The organism is Stenotrophomonas sp. YJH_SMC_133, from assembly GCF_059370655.1.
Map to the genome: position 1 here is coordinate 151,465 of NZ_JCAFTW010000012.1, position 18,769 is coordinate 170,233.

General features: G+C 65.9%; 15 protein-coding genes and 1 tRNA gene. 3 read left to right on the forward strand and 13 right to left on the reverse strand.

Features of this window, described 5'->3' with window-relative positions; genetic code table 11:
* Window positions 1–231 precede the first annotated feature (231 nt).
* Window positions 232–2,904 carry a pyruvate dehydrogenase (acetyl-transferring), homodimeric type gene (aceE, locus tag AC5P78_RS17585; protein WP_012479739.1) on the forward strand — a complete coding sequence of 891 codons (2,673 nt, stop codon included), beginning with the start codon at window positions 232–234 and terminating at the stop codon, window positions 2,902–2,904.
* A 58-nt stretch (window positions 2,905–2,962) separates the two neighbouring features.
* Here aceE and AC5P78_RS17590 read toward each other — a convergent pair whose 3' ends face one another.
* The gene (locus tag AC5P78_RS17590) at window positions 2,963–3,445 is read right to left on the reverse strand and encodes a hypothetical protein (protein WP_005412941.1); all 483 of its coding nucleotides are present in this window, start codon (window positions 3,443–3,445) and stop codon (window positions 2,963–2,965) included.
* A 226-nt stretch (window positions 3,446–3,671) separates the two neighbouring features.
* Here AC5P78_RS17590 and AC5P78_RS17595 point away from each other — a divergent pair, with 226 nt between their 5' ends.
* Window positions 3,672–6,002 carry a TonB-dependent receptor gene (locus tag AC5P78_RS17595; protein ID WP_109337875.1) on the forward strand — a complete coding sequence of 777 codons (2,331 nt, stop codon included), beginning with the start codon at window positions 3,672–3,674 and terminating at the stop codon, window positions 6,000–6,002.
* A 121-nt stretch (window positions 6,003–6,123) separates the two neighbouring features.
* The gene (locus AC5P78_RS17600; RefSeq protein WP_060381140.1) at window positions 6,124–6,585 is read left to right on the forward strand and encodes a DUF4189 domain-containing protein; all 462 of its coding nucleotides are present in this window, start codon (window positions 6,124–6,126) and stop codon (window positions 6,583–6,585) included.
* 74 nt (window positions 6,586–6,659) lie between these two features.
* Here the strand turns inward: AC5P78_RS17600 and AC5P78_RS17605 are convergent.
* The 12 genes from AC5P78_RS17605 to folP form a co-directional block, all read right to left on the reverse strand.
* A tRNA-Ser gene (locus tag AC5P78_RS17605) sits at window positions 6,660–6,752 on the reverse strand.
* A gap of 78 nt (window positions 6,753–6,830) precedes the next feature.
* On the reverse strand, window positions 6,831–7,034 hold the full coding sequence (gene csrA / locus AC5P78_RS17610) for a carbon storage regulator CsrA (protein WP_004152909.1): 204 nt from the start codon (window positions 7,032–7,034) through the stop codon (window positions 6,831–6,833).
* A gap of 147 nt (window positions 7,035–7,181) precedes the next feature.
* Window positions 7,182–9,830 carry an alanine--tRNA ligase gene (gene alaS / locus AC5P78_RS17615; RefSeq protein ID WP_033834136.1) on the reverse strand — a complete coding sequence of 883 codons (2,649 nt, stop codon included), beginning with the start codon at window positions 9,828–9,830 and terminating at the stop codon, window positions 7,182–7,184.
* 109 nt (window positions 9,831–9,939) lie between these two features.
* Window positions 9,940–10,431 carry a recombination regulator RecX gene (gene recX / locus AC5P78_RS17620; protein WP_005409024.1) on the reverse strand — a complete coding sequence of 164 codons (492 nt, stop codon included), beginning with the start codon at window positions 10,429–10,431 and terminating at the stop codon, window positions 9,940–9,942.
* Window positions 10,432–10,541: 110 nt separating this feature from the next.
* Entirely contained in the window at window positions 10,542–11,579 is a 1,038-nt protein-coding gene (gene recA / locus AC5P78_RS17625) for a recombinase RecA (RefSeq protein ID WP_005412937.1), read from the reverse strand.
* A 204-nt stretch (window positions 11,580–11,783) separates the two neighbouring features.
* The gene (lexA, locus tag AC5P78_RS17630; RefSeq protein ID WP_060380453.1) at window positions 11,784–12,419 is read right to left on the reverse strand and encodes a transcriptional repressor LexA; all 636 of its coding nucleotides are present in this window, start codon (window positions 12,417–12,419) and stop codon (window positions 11,784–11,786) included.
* Window positions 12,420–12,626: 207 nt separating this feature from the next.
* Entirely contained in the window at window positions 12,627–14,309 is a 1,683-nt protein-coding gene (ubiB, locus tag AC5P78_RS17635; protein ID WP_012479735.1) for a 2-polyprenylphenol 6-hydroxylase, read from the reverse strand.
* A 34-nt stretch (window positions 14,310–14,343) separates the two neighbouring features.
* Window positions 14,344–14,838, reverse strand: a complete 495-nt coding sequence (locus AC5P78_RS17640) for a CinA family protein (RefSeq protein WP_044571262.1) — start codon at window positions 14,836–14,838, stop codon at window positions 14,344–14,346.
* A gap of 120 nt (window positions 14,839–14,958) precedes the next feature.
* The gene (gene hflX / locus AC5P78_RS17645; protein WP_005412934.1) at window positions 14,959–16,269 is read right to left on the reverse strand and encodes a ribosome rescue GTPase HflX; all 1,311 of its coding nucleotides are present in this window, start codon (window positions 16,267–16,269) and stop codon (window positions 14,959–14,961) included.
* Window positions 16,270–16,283: 14 nt separating this feature from the next.
* The gene (hfq, locus tag AC5P78_RS17650; protein WP_004152891.1) at window positions 16,284–16,559 is read right to left on the reverse strand and encodes an RNA chaperone Hfq; all 276 of its coding nucleotides are present in this window, start codon (window positions 16,557–16,559) and stop codon (window positions 16,284–16,286) included.
* A 96-nt stretch (window positions 16,560–16,655) separates the two neighbouring features.
* Window positions 16,656–17,609, reverse strand: a complete 954-nt coding sequence (gene miaA / locus AC5P78_RS17655; protein WP_012479733.1) for a tRNA (adenosine(37)-N6)-dimethylallyltransferase MiaA — start codon at window positions 17,607–17,609, stop codon at window positions 16,656–16,658.
* A complete protein-coding gene (folP, locus tag AC5P78_RS17660) occupies window positions 17,609–18,505 on the reverse strand; it encodes a dihydropteroate synthase (protein ID WP_012479732.1) in 897 nt (298 codons plus the stop codon). Before folP ends, miaA begins: the two co-directional genes overlap by 1 nt.
* Window positions 18,506–18,769 lie beyond the last annotated feature (264 nt).

The following is an 18,769-nucleotide window of genomic DNA, read 5'->3' on the forward strand; positions in this document are numbered from 1 at the left end:
CAGCGCATCGGCCCATGATACGGCGCGCGGCACCAACCCTTGCTTGCCAGAGACCCAAGCCCCGCCCGCCTACCGAAGCGTGGGGGGCAGGCCTACGCTTGTCTTCTCGGTGGCCGCCACGGTCGCCCTTCGCGTCACGGCGCCCGCCGTTGCGACCCCGCTCCAGTGCCGTGCGCCCTGCCGGTGTTGTCGCCCAGGCAGACGTCCGACCGGCGCCCTCTGGAGACAGCCATGAACCAAGCCCTCATTCCCTTCGATACCGATCCACTGGAAACCCAGGAGTGGCGTGAATCGCTGGAGGCGGTGATGCAGGCCGGCGGCCGGCCGCGCGCGCACTACCTGATCGACCAGCTCAGCGATCTGGACGCCCGGCAACACGGCGAACTGCATACCCGTGCCTGGACCGCCTACGTCAACACCATCCCGCCCGAGCGCCAGCCGGCCTACCCGGGTGACCTGGCCATCGAGCGCCGCCTGAACGCAATGATCCGCTGGAACGCGATGGTGATGGTGCTGCGTGCCGGCAAGCATTCCAACGTCGGCGGCCACATCGCCACCTACCAGTCGGCGGCAGTGCTGTACGACGTGGGCTTCGATCATTTCTTCCGTGGCCGTACTGACACCTTCGACGGCGACATGATCTACATCCAGGGCCACTCCGCGCCGGGGATCTACGGCCGCGCGTACGTGGAAGGCCGCATCGATCCGGCACGGATGGACAACTTCCGCCGCGAAGCCGGCCGCGAAGGCCTGTCCTCGTATCCGCACCCGCGCCTGATGCCGGAGTTCTGGCAGTTCCCCACCGTGTCGATGGGGCTGGGCCCGCTGACCGCCGCCTACCAGGCGCGCTACATGCGCTACCTGGAATACCGCGGCCTGAAAGAACACCAGGGCCGCAAGGTCTGGGCCTTCCTCGGCGACGGCGAGATGGACCAGCCCGAATCGCTGGCGGCAATTTCCCTGGCCGGCCGCGAGCGGCTGGACAACATCGTGTTCGTGGTCAACTGCAACCTGCAGCGCCTGGACGGGCCGGTACGCGGCAACGCCAAGGTCATCCAGGAACTGGAAGGCACCTTCCGCGCGGCCGGCTGGAACGTGATCAAGCTGATCTGGGGCAATGGCTGGGACGACCTGCTGGCCCGCGACCACAGCGGCCTGCTGCGCCAGCGCATGATGGAATGCGTGGATGGTGACTACCAGACCTTCAAGTCGCAGAGCGGCGCCTACGTGCGCGAGCATTTCTTCGGCCGCTACCCGGAGCTGCTGGAGCTGGTCGCGCACATGAGCGACGACGACATCTGGGCGCTGGCACGTGGTGGCCACGATCCGCAGAAGGTGTACGCCGCCTACCAGCAGGCGGTGAACACCAGCGGCCGGCCGACGGTGATCCTGGCCAAGACGGTCAAGGGTTTCGGCATGGGCGAAGCCGGCGAAGGCCAGAACATCAACCACCAGCTGAAGAAGATGAGCGCCGACGCGGTGCGCGCCTTCCGTGACCGCTTCAACCTGCCGGTCAGCGACGAGCAGCTGGAGGAGATGCCCTATCTGCGCCCGGAACCGGGCAGCGCCGAAGCGGTCTACTTCGCCGAGCGCCGCCGCATCCAGGGCGGGCAGCTGCCGGCGCGCCTGGCCAAGGTCGATCCGCTGCCGCTGCCGCCGCTGTCGATCTTCAACACCCAGCTGCAGGGCAGCGGCGATCGCGGTCAGTCCACCACCATGGGCTTCGTGCGCATCCTCACCAGCCTGCTGAAGGACCCGGAACTGGGCAAGCTGGTGATTCCGATCGTGCCCGATGAATCGCGCACCTTCGGCATGGAAGGCCTGTTCCGCCAGATCGGCATCCACTCCTACCTGGGTCAGCTGTACACCCCGCAGGACGCCGGCCAGCTGAGCTATTACAAGGAAGCCAAGGACGGCCAGATCCTGCAGGAAGGCATCAATGAATCCGGTGCGATCTGTTCGTGGATCGCCGCCGGTACCGCCTACAGCAACCACGGCCTGGCCACGATCCCGTTCTACATCTTCTATTCGATGTTCGGCCTGCAGCGCGTCGGAGACCTGGCCTGGGCCGCTGCCGATGCGCGTACCCGCGGCTTCCTGCTCGGTGCCACGTCGGGCCGCACCACGCTGATGGGCGAAGGCCTGCAGCACGATGACGGCCACAGCCACGTGCTGTCGTCGGTGATTCCCAGCTGCGTGTCCTACGACCCGACCTACAACTACGAGCTGGCGGTGATCATCCATGACGGCCTGCGCCGCATGTATGTCGACCAGGAAGACATCTACTACTACATCACCGTACTCAACGAGAACTACCCGCAGCCGGCACTGCCCGAAGGCGCCGAGGCCGGCATCCTGAAGGGCCTCTACCTGCTGCGTCCGGCAGCCGCCGATGCCGCCTCGCAGCCACGCGTGCAGCTGATGGGCGCAGGCTCGATCCTGCGCGAGGTGGAAGCTGCGGCAGAACTGCTGCAGCAGGACTTCGGCATCGCCAGCGATGTGTGGAGCGCGACCAGCCTGACCGAACTGCGCCGCGACGGCCTGGCTGCCGAACGCTGGAACCTGCTGCACCCGGCTGAGGAACCGCGCGTACCCTACGTGCAGGAGTGCCTGCAGGGCCATGATGGCCCGGTGGTGGTGGCCACCGACTACATGAAGATCGTCGGCGACCAGATCCGTCCCTTCATCAACGACCGCCGCTTCATCGCACTCGGTACCGATGGCTTCGGCCGTTCCGACACGCGTGAGTCGCTGCGCACGTTCTTCGAAGTGGATCGCCACTTCATCGTGCTGGCCGCCCTGAAGTCGCTGGCCGACGAAGGCCGCATCGAGCGCTCGCGGATGCAGGAGGCCATCGACAAGTACGGCATCGACACCGGCAAGCGCGACCCGGCCTCGGTGTAAGGCTGCCGGTGCCATGCCCGCGGATTCCCTCCCCGTGGGCATGGCGCAGGCGGCGCCGCTACGGTATCCGCTTGAACAGGTTGGTCTGCAGGATCGGCGTACCGTCGTGGCCGTAGAACGCCTTGGTCTCGGTCATCGTCGTACGGTCCGCCGCCACGGTATAGATGCGGGTGGAGGCCGGCGTACCGTGGTCCACCAGCTGCATCACCAGGGTATTCGGCGCCGGCAGTTTCAGGTTGGCCTTGTCCGCGCCGTAGGTGCCGGACAAGGTCCCCGGCGTACCGTCGAGCGCCAACGTGCCGTCGGATTTCATGGTCTTGCCGTCGTGCAGGACGATGTCGACGTGTGAACTCCACCGACCCGCACCGGCGTCCTTGAACTCCAGCACCACCTGCTTCGGGCGCTGTGCTTCGGGTAACGCAGACGTGGCGATATCCAGCGACCAGCGCCCCAGCAGCGGCGAGGGCGAAGCTTCCACCGCCAGCGCCGGAACGGCGGAGAGCGAAAGCGCAGACAACAACACAGCGGACAACAGCTTCATACGGGGCTCCGTTTGAATGAGGAAGCTCTGCGTGGGGCGTTGCGGGGCAGTGCCCAGATCGTGCCGGTCGCCAGCAGCACGCGCAAGGCGGTGCGCTGAACGAGGGAGACTCCGTCCCATCCCGAGAGGCCAAAGCACCCTGCCCCATTGAATCGAGGCGGTTTCCGCTCTTGTTGACCTGAATGGTTACGTTATAACATTTCACGTCAATTTCACGGACCGTGCCATGCGTCGCCATCTCCTTGCTACCGCCATTCTGTTCGCCGTCCACAGCGCCCAGGCCGCGGACGAACCCACCCTCCCCACCCTCCAGGTCCAGGCCAGCCAGCCCTCCCGTATCGACAGTCGGGTCACCGTCGACAACCCACAGGCGCAGAACCGCACCCTGGGCGGCCTGCTCGAACACGTCTCCGGCGTGCAGAACAGTGCTTTCGGGCCGAACGCGGGTGCCCCGGTCATCCGCAGCCTCAGTGGCAACCGCGTGCAGATCCTGCAGGACGGCCAGTCCATCCTCGGGATGAACGCGATCAGCGGCGACATCAACATCCCGTTCGATCCGCTGTTCGTACGCAGCGTCACCGTCAACAAGTCTTCCGACACCGTGCGCTACGGCGGCAATGCGATCGGCGGCAGCGTGGAGATCGATTCGGGCCTGATCTCGCGCCGCATGGAAGACAAGGACCAGTCGATGGAACTGGTCCTGCGCAAGGGCTTCAACGCCGCCGACGCGCAGGGCTTCCGCATGAACTTCAACAACCAGCGCAACTTCTCGACCAACCTGCAGGTCTCGCGTCAGCGCATCTCGCACTACGACATCCCCGGCAACAGCAAGGCCAGTGTCTGCAACACGCGCCTGTTCCCGCCGACCGGTGGCGTGAACTCTGCGCTGGCCGACAGCTGCCAGAAGGAAGCGCGCGTGCAGCAGATCTACAACAAGGCGTCGCAGCCCTACATCGACCAGTTCATGACCGAAAACCCGGACTGGGCCGACGGCGATTTCTCCTTCTACACCAACAATCCGACTTCGGTCTGGCAGCGCCGCACCTACATCAATCCGGTCAATCCTGCCTATGTCGCTGGCACGCCGTCGTACGTGCAGAAGCAGATCAACAACGACGTGACGCCCGATTACCATCACCGGTTGGGCAACAGCTACGCGAGAAATTCGCAGGTGGCGCTCGGGTCGACCCTGTTCTTCGACCGTGGTTACGTGGGTATCAGCATCGATGCCAAGGACAGCGAGTACGGCGTGCCGGGGTTCTCGATGCAGAACCTGTCGTTCGGTTCCAACTATGCCAACGGGCTGCCGGTGGGGGTGGTGATCAAGCAGGAACGCTATGCACTGGAAGCCCTGCTGCGCGATCCGCTGCCGTGGTTCGAGCGCGCCGAACTGCGCGTTTCCAAGCTGGACAACACCTCGGGCGAGCGGCTGGGTGCCACCCGCGCCAACGACTACGATTTCGAGAGCACCCAGGCCGAGCTGCTGCTCAGCCATCAGCGCGTCGGTCCGCTCAGCGGCATGCTGGGTTTCAGCCACCAGTCGCGTGATGTCACCGGCAGTGGCTCGCTGCGCTACCTGCCTGACGTCGACACCCGCAGCAACGCGGTGTTCCTGAAGGAGACGCTGGACTTCGGCTGGGCCAGTTTCGACGCTGGCGTGCGCCACGAGCGCGTTGACCATGACCTGCAACCAAGCCGCTTCAAGACCGCGCGCAATGCCGCCAACGCGAAACTGCAGGACCGCGACTACCGGCTCAACAGCTACAGCCTGGGATCGTATGTCGAGCTCGGTCCGTTGTTCGCCGCCAAGGTGCGCTACTCGTCTTCGCAGCGCGCACCGGAGATCAACGAGTTGTATGCGAGCAATGCTCACTATTCGGTGATGACCCAGGAAGAAGGCAACCAGAACCTCGAGCCGGAACGCGCGAAGAACCTGGAACTGACCGGCCTGTTCCACCTTGGTGGTTTCGAACTGTCGGCCACCGCGTACCGGATGAAGTACGAGAACTATCTGTACCTGGGTTACTCGGGCATGCAGACCGCCAACCGCCTGCCGCTGAAGTACTGGAAGCAGGCCGACACCACGGTGAAGGGCTTCGAGATCGATGCCTCGCAGGCATTGGACCTGGGCCGCTACGGCACGTTGAACGTCTCCGCCTTCGCCGACCTGGTGAAGAACAAGGCCGACCGCCCCGATTCGTTGCGTGCCGACAATGACGGCGAGTACCTGCCGAACATGCCGACCAACCGCTACGGCGCCATCCTGCAGTGGCAACGCGAGGGGTGGAAGGCGCAGCTGTCCAGCACCTACTACGACACGCAGAAGTACCTCGGCCGCAACGTGAGCGAGGAAGTGCCGCTGGATGCGTTCAACCTGGTCGACCTGCAGGTCAGCCGTGAGCTGCCGGTACGCAACAGCTACATCGCCGGCATGGAGGTGTTCGTCAACGGCAGCAACCTGCTCAATCAAGAAGCACGGCCGCACAACTCGCCGCTGAAGTACATCGCGCCGCTGCCCGGGCGCGGTTTCCAGGTGGGCGTGACGGTGAAGCTCTGAGGATCGAACGCGTCGGTACGCGCCTGCGGGCAAATGGCCTGCAGGCGTTCTCCCCCGCCCCCCCTGCGTGGTTGCGCCACACGCACCGGTTGATTCACCATCGGCAAAAGAGGAGAGCGTGATGAACTGGAAGCATGCGGTTTCACTGGCGCTGTTGTTGTCCGTTTCATCAGCCGCAAGTGCTGCGTCTGCGATCACCTACGACAAGGATGGCCGCTACGGCTATTCGATGAACCAGTCTTCCCTCACCACTGCGATGCAGCAGTCGCTGCACTACTGCGCAGCGCGATCGCGCAATTGCGGTCAGTTCGCCAGCACCACCAGCGAAGGCTATTCGGCCATAGCGACCGGCACGATCGCGTTGGGCTTTGCACTGGGTGAGAAGACGGCGGACGCCGCGCAGCGGAAGGCCGAAAGAATGTGCAGGGAACGTGCCAACGACTGCACGCTTGCGTTGCTGTGGCGGGAAATTCCACCTCGCCACATTGAACCGCCACAGCTGCCGGGTACACCCGCTCCGGCACCGGCGATGACCCCCGCGCCCATGCCAACGCCTGCCTCCCGCACCGATCAGCCAGGATAGTCAGCTCCACGCTGCGAGTGTCGGATAAAGAAAAACGCCTGCAGATCGAGGATTTGCAGGCGCTTCTTTGTATCTGGCGGAGTGAGAGGGATTCGAACCCTCGATAGAGCTTTTGACCCTATACTCCCTTAGCAGGGGAGCCCCTTCGGCCACTCGGGCATCACTCCGGGGTTTTCTCCGCGTCTGGTGCGTTGCACCTCAGCGGGGCGTGAATCATAACGTTAATCGAGTGCGAAGGTAAAGCGTTATTCGGCAGAATTTTCGCTACCGGTGCCACCGGCTTCGTCACCGCGCTGGATGCGCTGATAGATCTCTTCGCGATGCACAGCAACGTCCTTCGGCGCGGTGATGCCGATACGCACCTGGTTACCCTTGACGCCAAGCACGGTGACGCTCACCGAGTCTCCGATCATCAGGGTTTCGCCGACGCGGCGAGTCAGGATCAACATTTTTGTAAGTCTCCATGGAACCGTGTGGAAGGGTATCCCCCACCGGCTTGACGCTCCGTCAAGAAGCGCTACCACGACAAAGGGAAAAGATTCGCAATGGTACCGTCAGCCGTCCCGCTCCTACAAGGAGGGGGACGGCCAGGTTCATCACAGGCGGGGGCTGACCCATTCGACGACTGCAGCCAGCGCAGTGGCAAGGGCGGGCCCGTCCTCGCCACCACCCTGGGCGAGGTCCGGGCGTCCGCCGCCCTTGCCCCCGATCTGACTGGCGATATGGGACAACAGTTCCCCGGCCTTGACCTTGCCCATTGCACTGCCGTTCACACCCGCGACCAGGGCGGCCTTGCCGTCCTGGGCGCCGGCCAGCACGATCACCGCGTCGCCCAGCTGCTGCTTGAGGCGGTCCATGGCGTCACGCAGGGCCTTGGCGTCGAAGCCCTCCAGGCGGGCAGCCAGTACCTTCACGCCAGCAACCTCGACGGCCTGGCCGGACAGATCGGCCGTGGCACCGGCGGCGACCTTGGCCTTCACGGCCTCCAGTTCGCGCTCCAGCTGCTTCTGGCGCTGGCCGAGGGCACGGATCTTCTCGACCACGTCGGCAGCGCTGCCACCGAGCAGTTCAGCGGCCTCGGCCAGGCGGGCCTCTTCGGCGTCCACGTAATCCAGCGCACCCTGGCCGGTAACAGCCTCGATGCGGCGCACGCCCGCGGAGACGCCGCCCTCGGAGGTGATCTTGAACAGGCCGATGTCACCGGTACGGTTGACGTGGGTACCACCGCACAGCTCGGTGGAGTAGTCACCCATCTTCAACACGCGCACGTGCTCGCCGTACTTCTCGCCGAACAGGGCCATCGCGCCGAAGTCCAGCGCTTCCTGCATGCCCATGTTGTGTACTTCGGCGGCGTTGTTGGCGCGCACCTGCTGGTTGACCTTGCGCTCGATCACGGCAAGCTCTTCCGCGCTGATTGGCTGGAAGTGCGAGAAGTCGAAACGCAGGCGGTCCGGAGCGACCAGCGAGCCCTTCTGCTGCACGTGGGTGCCCAGCACTTCGCGCAGGGCGGCGTGCAGCAGGTGGGTGGCCGAGTGGTTGAGGATGGTGGCGCCACGGCGCTCGCCATCGACCTGGCCGGAGAGCACGTCGCCGACCTTCAGGCCGCCTTCGGACAGGGTGCCGACATGGCCATGGAACTGGCCGGCGAACTTCTGGGTGTCGTCCACCGCCAGGCGCACGCCGTTGCCGGTCAGTACGCCGGTGTCACCGACCTGGCCGCCGGACTCGGCGTAGAACGGGGTCTGGTTGGTGATGACGATGACTGCGTCACCGGCATCGGCCGACTGCACCGGACGGCCGTCCTTGAGCAGGGCCAGCACGGTCAGGCCGTCAGCCTGCAGGCGGTCGTAGCCCAGGAACAGGGTCGGGCTCAGGGTCGCCACCAGCTCGGCGGGCAGGGTCACGCCACCACCGAACTTGCCGGCCGCGCGCGCGGTCTCGCGCTGCTGCTCCATCGCGGCATCGAAGCCGGCAATGTCGACGGTCAGGTCGCGCTCGCGGGCGATGTCCTGGGTCAGGTCGAGCGGGAAACCATAGGTGTCGTACAGGCGGAAGGCGTCAACGCCCGGGATCACGCCATTGCTGGCCTTGCCCGCGACGTCCTCGAAGATCTTCATGCCGGCATCGAGGGTTTCGGCGAAACGCTCTTCTTCGGCCTGCAGCGCACGGGTGACGGTGTCCACCGCAGCCGGCAGTTCCGGATAGGCTTCGCCCATCTGCTCGACCAGGGTCGGCACCAGCTTGCTGAAGAACGGCTGGCGCACGCCCAGCATCCAGCCGTGGCGCAGTGCGCGGCGGATGATACGGCGCAGCACGTAACCGCGGCCTTCGTTGGACGGCAGCACGCCATCGACGATCAGGAACGAACAGGCACGGATGTGGTCGGCGATCACGCGCAGCGACTTGTTTTCCAGGTCGGCGGTGCCGGTCAGCTCGGAGGCCTTGCGGATCAGCGCCTGGAACAGGTCGATCTCATAGTTGGTGTGCACGTGCTGCAGGATCGCCGCCAGGCGCTCCAGGCCCATGCCGGTATCCACGCACGGCGCCGGCAGTGGTACCAGGGTGCCGTCGGGCTGGCGGTCGAACTGCATGAACACCAGGTTCCAGATTTCGATGAAGCGGTCGCCGTCTTCATCCGGGGAACCCGGGGGGCCACCGGCAATATGGTCACCGTGGTCATAGAAGATTTCGGTGCACGGGCCGCACGGGCCGGTGTCGGCCATCTGCCAGAAGTTGTCCGAGGCGAACGGTGCGCCCTTGTTGTCGCCGATGCGCACGATGCGCTCTTCCGGCACGCCGACCATGTCGCGCCACAGCGCGTAGGCTTCGTCATCGGTCTGGTAGACGGTGACCAGCAGGCGTTCGGCCGGCAGCTTCCAGACCTGGGTCAGCAGTTCCCAGGCCCAGGCGATCGCGTCCTTCTTGAAGTAGTCGCCGAACGACCAGTTGCCCAGCATTTCGAAGAAAGTGTGGTGGCGCGCGGTGTAGCCGACCTGGTCGAGGTCGTTGTGCTTGCCGCCCGCGCGCAGGCAGCGCTGGACGTCGGCCGCGCGCACGTAGCTGCGCTTTTCCGCGCCAAGGAACACGTCCTTGAACTGCACCATGCCGGAGTTGGTGAACAGCAGGGTCGGATCATTGCCCGGCACCAGCGGCGCCGACGGCACGATGGTGTGGCCTTTGCCCTTGAAGAATTCAAGGAAGTCGCTGCGGATCTGGGAAGTCGTGAATTTGGCGGATGCGTTCATTGGGGGCTGGCAGTCTGCGGGCCGGCGGACCCGGACCACCGGCCGCGTTGGCCAGGGGCGCGAGGGACCGCCGAAAACCTAAAGGGTATCAGGCCCGGCGCCGCCAGTCTCAGTCATCCGGGTCGTAGCGGGTTGCGCGGCGGATGCTGTCGCCGTCGAAGCCCCGTCGGGCCAGCAGATCGGCGGCCTTGCGCCGCTGTGTCAGGTCCTGCGGGCCGGCCTCGCCAAAGCGTCGGCGGACCAGATCACGGGCGTTTTCCTGCCAGTCGCCTTCGTAGCTGTCCATCGCTGCGGCAATCGCGGCACTGTCCAGGCCGTGGGTCCCCAGCTCGGCGCGGACATGGATCGGCCCATAACCGGTGTTGGCGCGCATCCTCACCAGGTTCTCGGCAAAACGGGTGTCGTCCTGCCAGCCGGCCTCGGTCAACTTGGCGACAGCGGCCTGCGCGGCTTCGTCTTCGATGCCACGGGCGGTCAGCTTGCGGGTGAGTTCCTTGCGCGAGTGCTCGCGGCGGACCAGCAGGCCCAGTGCCCGTTGCACGGGGGTCTGCTCACGCGGCCGGCGCTTGCGGCCGGTCGGAATGTCTTCGGCGTCGGACATGGGTACTCCAAGGGTGGCGCCATCCGTGGCGCCCAGCCCATCCCTGGGCGATTCGAACCTGCGGGACAGGGCGACGTCACTGACGGCGCCACCCTGCCCCACAGCAAGCCTTATTCGTCTTCGCCTTCGTCGTCGCCTTCCTCGCGGGCCGCTTCGGCCGGCTGGAATTTCTCGCGCAGCTCGGCCTCGAGCTTGGCGGCGACAGTCGGGTTGTCGCGCAGGTAGCCGCGGGCGTTGTCCTTGCCCTGGCCAATGCGTTCTTCACCGTAGCTGTACCAGGCGCCAGCCTTCTCGACCAGCTTGGCATCCACACCCATGTCGATCAGCTCGCCTTCACGGCTGATGCCTTCGCCATACAGGATCTCGGTGATGACCTGCTTGAACGGAGGTGCCAGCTTGTTCTTGACGACCTTGATCTTGGTCTGGTTACCGATGATCTCGTCACCCTTCTTGATCGCGCCGATACGGCGGATGTCCAGGCGGACCGAGGCGTAGAACTTCAGCGCGTTGCCACCCGTGGTGGTTTCCGGGCTCTGGCCCGGCATCATCACGCCGATCTTCATGCGCAGCTGGTTGATGAAGATCACCAGGGTGTTGGAGCGCTTGATGTTGCCGGTCAGCTTGCGCAGCGCCTGGCTCATCAGGCGGGCCTGAAGGCCTGGCAGCTGGTCGCCCATCTCGCCTTCGATTTCGGCCTTCGGGGTCAGCGCGGCAACCGAGTCGATCACCAGGATGTCGACCGAACCCGAACGGACCAGCATGTCGGCGATTTCCAGCGCCTGCTCACCGGTATCCGGCTGCGACAGCAGCAGGTCGTCCACGTTCACGCCCAGCTTGGCGGCGTAGATCGGGTCCAGCGCGTGCTCGGCGTCGATGAACGCCGCGGTGCCGCCCATCTTCTGGCATTCGGCGATGGCCTGCAGGGTCAAGGTGGTCTTGCCCGAGGATTCCGGCCCGTAGATCTCAACGACACGGCCCTTCGGCAGACCACCAATGCCCAGCGCGATGTCGAGCATCAGCGAACCGGTCGGGATGGCTTCGACGGGTTCGACCACGCGGTCGCCCATGCGCATCACCGAGCCCTTGCCGAACTGCTTTTCGATCTGGCCCAGAGCTGCAGCGAGGGCGCGCTTCTTGTTCTCGTCCATCGGATTGGTCCTTGCAGAGGTCGTGTCGTTGGAGGTGCTGTCTTTGGGGGTCTTCTTTGCCATGGGTTCACTTTAAGTCGGACGTATCGCACAGGCTGAGATTCTGCCCGGCGCTCTGAAAAGAATTATCGGACATCCGTACCAACCTCAGTGGAACCAGAGAATCGCCACAAAAGACCGCGGGGTAATGCGCTATGGAACGGGTCAACGGTTGGGCCGCAGCAGGCCGCAATAGAGGCCCTCGATCGCGAAGTCCTGATCCGGCAGCACCTCGATCGGCTTGTAGTCGGGGTTGCGCGGCAGCAGGCGGATACGATCCTTGGCGATCTTCAGCAGCTTGACCGTGATCTCGTCATCGATGCGGGCCACCACGATCTGCCCGGAATGGGCGTCGCGGGTACGATGCACGCCGATCAGGTCACCGTCGAAGATGCCCTCGTCGATCATCGAATCGCCCTGCACCTTCAGCAGGTAGTCCGGCGCTGGCGAGAAGAACACCCGGTCCAGCACCACGAAATCGTCCGAGCCGATGTCGGCGCCGATCGGGAGGCCCGCCGCAACCCGGCCGAGCACCGGCAGGCGCAGCACACTGTCGGGCAGGTCCGGCTCGGCCAGCTTCTCGACCGGCGGCGCCTGCACCAGGCGGATGCCGCGGGCCTGGCCCGGGATGCGACGGATCGCACCGGCCTGCTCCAGGGCTTCCAGGTGGTACTGGGCCGCGCGCACGCCCTTGAAGCCGAACGCACGTGCGATTTCAGTCTGCGAGGGCGGCGCGCCTTCGCTCTCGATACGCTCGGCGATCAACTGCAGGATCGCCTGCTGGGTGTCGGTCAGGTCCATGTTTAGTAGTATTACTACTAATATCCGGGACTGCAAGTGCCGCAAACGACATGGAGTGGTGCGGGCCTGTTGGGCCGAGGCATGCTCGGCAAGCGTCGCCGGGTATGGCCCAGCACCAGGAGCAAAGGCAGCCGACCAGCGGTCGGCTCTACAGGAATCGCGCAGCGATTCCGCGGTTCCCGTTGGGAACCGCTGCGGTAAACACACTCACGTGTGTTTACCGCTTCTCCATATCGAGAACAGGATCCACACGCCGCAGAAGCCGGCGCCGATGAAGCCGCAGACGCCCAGCGCCAGCAGCCAGCGGCTGGAGACGCCGCCGACGCTGTGCATCACGATCGAGGAACCGATGATCAGCGCAGCAGTGACGATGCCCATCACCAACCGGTTCGCTGCGCGGTTCACCTGTTCGCCGAAGCCCTGCAGCGCCGTGGTTTCCACCTTCAACTGCAGGCGTCCCCGGCGCGCCGCCTGCACCAGCTTGCGCAGGTCGCGGGGAAGCTCACCGGCGAAGTCGACCAGGCCCAGCAGGCTGCGGCGGCCGCGCTTGAGCAGCGCCTTGGGCGCATAGCGCTGCAGCACCACCCGCTCCAGGAACGGGCGCGCGGCACTGGCCATGTCGAAATCCGGGTCCAGCTGCCGGCCCATGCCTTCCAGGGTCAGGAACGCCTTGATCATCAGCGCCAGGTCAGCCGGCAGGGTCAGGCTGTAGCTGCGCAGCAGCTGGGTGATGTCACCCAGCATCAGGCCGATGCGCAGGTCCTTCAGCGGCACACCACGGTATTGATCTACGAACTGGCTGATGTCGTGCTGCAGCCGGTTCTCGTCCACCTCAACACCGCCGGCCCAGTCCAGCAGTACGTCGGCCACGCCCTGCGGGTCCTGCTCGACCAGCCCGTGCAGCAACTGAGCCACCTGGAAACGCCGCACTTCCGACAAGGCGCCGACCATGCCGAAATCGATCACGCCGATGCGGCCGTCACGCAGGTAGATGATGTTGCCGGGGTGCGGGTCGGCGTGGAAGCTGCCGTCCTCCAGCACCATCTTCAGCACGATGCCGGCGCCACGCCGTGCCAGCTCGCGCCGGTCCAGGCCCGCCGCATCGACGCCGGCCAGGTCTCGGCCAGGAATGCCGTCGACGAAGTCCTGCACGTTCAGGCTCTCGCAGGTCCACTGCCAGTGCACCTTCGGAATCAGTATGTCGTCACGGCCGCTGAAGTTGCGCGCGATGCGCTCGGCATTGCGGCATTCGGCAGCGAAATCCAGCTCGCGGCGCAGCGACACGGTGAACTGCTGCACGACTTCGGCCGGGCGGTAACGACGCAGGTCCGGCAGTCGCGCTTCAACGATCTCGGCCAGGCGGGCCAGCAGACGCAGGTCGGCCTCGACCACATCGCGGATGCCGGGGCGCCGCACCTTCAGCACCACCTCGCGACCATCATGCAGGCGCGCGCGATGGGCCTGCGCCAGCGAGGCGGCAGCCATCGGGGTTTCATCGAGGAACGCGAACACCTCTGCAGGCGGTGCGCCAAGGTCGGCCTCGAGCTGCTCACGGATGTCCGCATACGGCAGCGCAGGTACCGCGTTCTGCAGTTCGGACAGCTCAGCGATCCATTCCGGCGGCAGCAGGTCAACGCGCGTCGCCAGCACCTGCCCGAGCTTGACGAAAGTGGGACCGAGATCCTGCATCGCGCTGCGCACGCGCACCGGTGCGGTCATCCGCAGCAGTTCCTGCCGCTCCTCGTTCCAGTGCAGAAGGCGCCCTGCCCGCTCCAATGTGCTGGCCAGGCCGATGCGCCGCACCACGTCGCCGAAGCCATAGCGGATCAGGACGACGGCAATTTCCTGCAGTCGGCCCAGGTCACGGACCGTGCCCAGCGTTTCCCACATCATGCGTGCTCCGGACGATTACCGGAGCAGCATGTCACAGCTGGGCGTCGATACCGCGCAATGCCGCCGCCACGGTTTGCCGGCGGATGGCTTCGCGGTCGCCATCGAACTGGAACAGCTCGGCGCGGGCATAGCCGCCCCGGCGCTTCCAGCCAATCCAGACGCTGCCGACCGGCTTGTCCGGGCTGCCGCCGCCGGGACCGGCGATGCCCGTCACCGCGACGGCGATGCCGGCACCCGAATTGACCAGCGCACCGGACACCATTTCCAGCACGGTTTCGCGGCTGACCGCGCCGAACTGCTCCAGGGTCTGCGCGCGCACGCCCAGCAGGCGCTGCTTGGCTTCGTAGCTGTAGACCACCATGCCGCAGTCGAAGAACGCCGAGGAACCGGCGATATCGGTCATGCACTTGGCGATCCAGCCACCACTGCAGCTTTCAGCGCTCACCAGCTGCAGCGAAGCCTGCTGCAGGCGCTGCCCGAGCGCGGCGGACTGGGCGTTGAGGTCGGCGTCGGTGGGGATGGACATCGGCATGACGGTGGGGTGAAGAACCTGCACGTTGTACCGCAGATGACAGGCGGATGTCGCGCCCCTCCAGCACGGTGGTTGCCGGCCAGCGGCCGGCACTACCGGGGATTGGCCGCTACCTCACCACTCCGGCAGCTTCTCCGGCAGCAGCGCCCGGATCGGCGCGCCGTCGGCACTGGCAGCCAGCTTTTCGGCTTCGGCGATCGGCAGGTCGACCTGCAGCAGCCAGCCGTCTTCATCGGCCTGCTCGCTGCGGATCACTTCCAGCTGGTGCAGGCGCGCGCGCAGGCGGCCGGCATCGGGTGGCAGGCGCAGTTCGCCGGTGACGTGCTGCAGGCCCAGCCGCTTGCCCAGCACCGCCTGCAGCAGCTCCAGGCCCTGCCCGTCGCGTGCGGAAATCCACACCCGCTCGCGGCGCGATTCGTCCGGGATGCCATCCTGGCCGTCGTGGCGGACGTCGGCACCGTCGATGCGGTCGATCTTGTTGAACACCAGCAACTGCGGCAGGTCACCGGCACCGACTGCGGTCAGTACCTCGTCGACCTGTGCGATGCGCTCCTCGCGGTGCGGATCGGCGGCGTCGACCACGTGCAGCAGGAAATCCGCCTCGCGCGCCTCGGACAGGGTCGAGCGGAACGCCGCAACCAGGTCATGTGGCAGGTCGCGGACGAAGCCGACGGTGTCGGCCAGGACCACGTTGCCACCCGGAACCGCAATGCGGCGCACGGTCGGATCCAGCGTTGCAAACAGCTGGTCGGCGGCATAGGCCTCGGCGCCGGTCATGGCGTTGAACAGGGTCGACTTGCCGGCGTTGGTGTAGCCCACCAGGGCCACGCGCGGCAGTTCGCTGCGCACGCGTGCACGGCGCATCTGGGTGCGCTGCACTTCCACCTTTTCCAGGCGTTTCTGCAGCTGTTCGACCCGCTTCTGCAGCAGGCGGCGGTCGGTTTCCAGCTGGGTTTCACCCGGGCCGCGCAGACCGATCGAACCACCGCGCTGGCGCTCCAGGTGGGTCCAGCCGCGCACCAACCGCGTGGCCAGGTGACGCAGCTGCGCCAGCTCGACCTGCAGCTTGCCCTCGTGGCTGTGCGCACGCTGGGCGAAGATATCCAGGATCAGGCCGGTACGGTCGATCACCCGGCGCTCCAGGAACCGTTCCAGGTTGCGCTCCTGGCCCGGGCTCAACGCATGGTTGACCAGGATCAGGTCGGCACCGCTGGCGTCGGCCGCGGCCTTGATCTCGTCCAGCTTGCCGCTGCCGATCAGGGTCGACGGATTCGGTCGGTCCAGGCGCGCAGTGATCGTCGCGGCGATGCTGGCCCCAGCCGAGCGGGCCAGATCACCGAATTCTTCCAGCACATCGTCTTCCAGCTTGCCGAAATGGGGCTGGATCAACAGGGCGTGTTCGCCCTTTTTCGAGCGGTCAAACATTCACCGCTCCGGTATTACTCGTCTGCTTCATCACCTGCCTGACCACCTTCACCCGACTGCACGTAACCACCGCCCGGACCGACCTTCACGTTGCGTGCCGGAACGACCGTGGAAATGGCGTGCTTGTAGACCATCTGACTGACCGTGTTGCGCAGCAGGACCACGAACTGGTCGAACGACTCGATCGTGCCCTGCAGCTTGATGCCGTTGACCAGGTACACCGAAACCGGCACGCGTTCGCGCCGCAGTGCGTTCAAGAAAGGATCCTGCAGCGATTGCCCCTTGGACATTGCACACTCCTGATTATTGTTCTTATTGGGTTGCCGACGGTTGCCACGGCCCCCGAGCCGCCCGCCGACCGATGATGTTACACGGCTGGCGGGGGTTCAGCGTGCGACGAAGGTCGACACCGCGCCGGCCAGGCGCTCCCCATCGACATGGGGGTCGAACCAGCGCGCATCAAGCTCGCCGCGCAGCCAGGTCAGCTGGCGCTTGGCCAGCTGCCGGGTGGCGAAGATTGCCTTGTCACGGAAACGGGCGGCATCACCCTCCCCGTCCAGGTATTCCCAGGCCTGGCGATAGCCAACCGCGCGCACCGCCGGCAGGTCCAGCGGCGCCGTCACGGCGGCCATTTCCGGCATTGCACGCAGTGCCCGCACCTCGTCCAGGAAGCCCTGCGCCAGCATGGCGTCGAAGCGCGCCTCGATGCGCTGGTGCAGTACCGCGCGGTCACGCGGGGCGAGGATCAGCTTGAGGGTGCGCACCGGCAATGGCGCGACGCCCGGCCGGCGCTGCCATTCACTGATCGGCGTGCCGGTGAGGCGATAGACCTCCAGCGCCCGCTGGATGCGTTGCGGGTCGGTGGCATGGATACGTGCGGCTGCGGCTGGATCGACCTTGGCCAGTTCTGCGTGCAGTGCCGCCCAGCCCCGCTCGGCCGCCTCGGTGCTGAGTGCTTCGCGCATCACCGGGTCGGCCTCCGGCATCGGCGACAGGCCCTGCAGCAGGGCCCGGAAGTACAGCCCCGTGCCACCTGCCAGGATCGGCGTTTTGCCGCGTGCCACGATGTCGGCCACGACGCGGCCGGCATCGGCGGCGAACTCGGCCGCCGAATAGGTCTGCCACGGATCGCGCAGGTCCAGCAGATGGTGCGGCGCCTGCGCCCGCTCGGCCGCATCCGGCTTGGCCGAGCCGATATCCAGATGCCGGTAGACCAGCGCCGAATCGACGCTGACGATCTCGCCATCCAGCTGCTTCGCCAGGGCGATCGCGGTGGCGGTCTTGCCACTGGCGGTCGGCCCCATCACGGCGATCGCCAGTGGCCGCCGGTCGATGCCCATCAGTCTTCGTCCGGCCAGCGGATCGTCGGCGTGGCGTCGGCGCGCGGCGTTGGCACGGCCTCGACTGCCTGCCAGATCTTCAATGCATCAACGGTGGCGGCCACGTCATGCACGCGCACGATGCGTGCGCCACGCTGCACCGCGATCAGGTGCGCGGCCACCGAGGCGGCCACGCGCTCGGACGGCGTGTCGCGACCGGTCAGTTCGCCCAGGCTGCGCTTGCGCGACAGGCCAGCCAGCATCGGCACGCCCAGCTCCAGGAACCGCTCGGAGCGTGCCAGCAGGGTCATGTTGTGGGCGGTGGTTTTGCCGAAACCGAAACCGAGATCGATCAACAGGTTCTTCTTCGCAAAGCCCGCCATCTCGGCAGCGAACAGGCGCTGGACCAGGAAGCCGTGCACCTCGGCGACCACGTCGTCGTAATGTGGATCGGCCTGCATGTGGCCTGGCTCGCCCTGCATGTGCATCAGCACCACCGGCACGCCGGTTGCAGCGGCGGCGTCCAGCGCCCCTTCCTGACGCAGTCCGTAGATGTCATTGATCATGCCAGCGCCAGCCGCCACGGCCGCGCGCATCACTTCCGGCTTGAAGGTGTCGATGCTGATCGGCACCCGGGTGCGTGCGGCCAGCTGCTCGATCACCGGAATCACCCGGCGCAGTTCCTCCTCCACCGATACCGGCGCAGCGCCCGGCCGGGTCGATTCGCCGCCGATGTCCAGCAGGTCCGCGCCCTCCTCGACCAGCTTCAGGCCATGGGCGACCGCAGCCTCGGTGGTGTCGTGCGCGCCGCCATCGGAGAAGGAGTCCGGGGTGACGTTGACGATGCCCATGACCCGGGCACGGTCGAGGCGCAGGATGCGGCCGGCGCAATCGAGCTGGGGCGAGGTATCGAACATGGGCAATCCTGCAGGGACAACGGCGGGTAGTTTAGTTCGGCAGGGCGGCGCCCTGCACCCGCAGAGGCCAGAGCAACAGCAACAGCGGGTTTCCTGTGGGATGGCGGGGTGGGTCCAGTTGCGGGGGACGCCGTAAATACGTCCATGTAGCAACTGTGTTGATGGAGGGACTTGGCCCCTCCATGAGACGGGCACGGTAGTGCCGGCCGCTGGCCGGCAGCCTTTGGTCTTGCGCCCTGGCTGGCCTTAGGCAGGGACCAGCCC

Bases quoted from the DNA above. Each gene is read 5' to 3' on its own strand.
- aceE (WP_012479739.1), top strand. From the start codon at position 232: ATGAACCAAGCCCTCATTCCCTTCGATACCGATCCACTGGAAACCCAG.
- AC5P78_RS17590 (WP_005412941.1), bottom strand. From the start codon at position 3,445: ATGAAGCTGTTGTCCGCTGTGTTGTTGTCTGCGCTTTCGCTCTCCGCC.
- recX (WP_005409024.1), bottom strand. From the start codon at position 10,431: ATGTCCGACGCCGAAGACATTCCGACCGGCCGCAAGCGCCGGCCGCGT.
- folP (WP_012479732.1), bottom strand. From the start codon at position 18,505: ATGTTCGATACCTCGCCCCAGCTCGATTGCGCCGGCCGCATCCTGCGC.
- alaS (WP_033834136.1), bottom strand. From the start codon at position 9,830: ATGAACGCATCCGCCAAATTCACGACTTCCCAGATCCGCAGCGACTTC.
- AC5P78_RS17640 (WP_044571262.1), bottom strand. From the start codon at position 14,838: ATGTCCATCCCCACCGACGCCGACCTCAACGCCCAGTCCGCCGCGCTC.
- miaA (WP_012479733.1), bottom strand. From the start codon at position 17,609: ATGGGCATCGACCGGCGGCCACTGGCGATCGCCGTGATGGGGCCGACC.
- csrA (WP_004152909.1), bottom strand. From the start codon at position 7,034: ATGTTGATCCTGACTCGCCGCGTCGGCGAAACCCTGATGATCGGAGAC.
- lexA (WP_060380453.1), bottom strand. From the start codon at position 12,419: ATGGACCTGACCGACACCCAGCAGGCGATCCTGCAGTTGATCGCCGAG.
- AC5P78_RS17600 (WP_060381140.1), top strand. From the start codon at position 6,124: ATGAACTGGAAGCATGCGGTTTCACTGGCGCTGTTGTTGTCCGTTTCA.
- hflX (WP_005412934.1), bottom strand. From the start codon at position 16,269: ATGTTTGACCGCTCGAAAAAGGGCGAACACGCCCTGTTGATCCAGCCC.
- AC5P78_RS17595 (WP_109337875.1), top strand. From the start codon at position 3,672: ATGCGTCGCCATCTCCTTGCTACCGCCATTCTGTTCGCCGTCCACAGC.
- recA (WP_005412937.1), bottom strand. From the start codon at position 11,579: ATGGACGAGAACAAGAAGCGCGCCCTCGCTGCAGCTCTGGGCCAGATC.
- hfq (WP_004152891.1), bottom strand. From the start codon at position 16,559: ATGTCCAAGGGGCAATCGCTGCAGGATCCTTTCTTGAACGCACTGCGG.
- ubiB (WP_012479735.1), bottom strand. From the start codon at position 14,309: ATGTGGGAAACGCTGGGCACGGTCCGTGACCTGGGCCGACTGCAGGAA.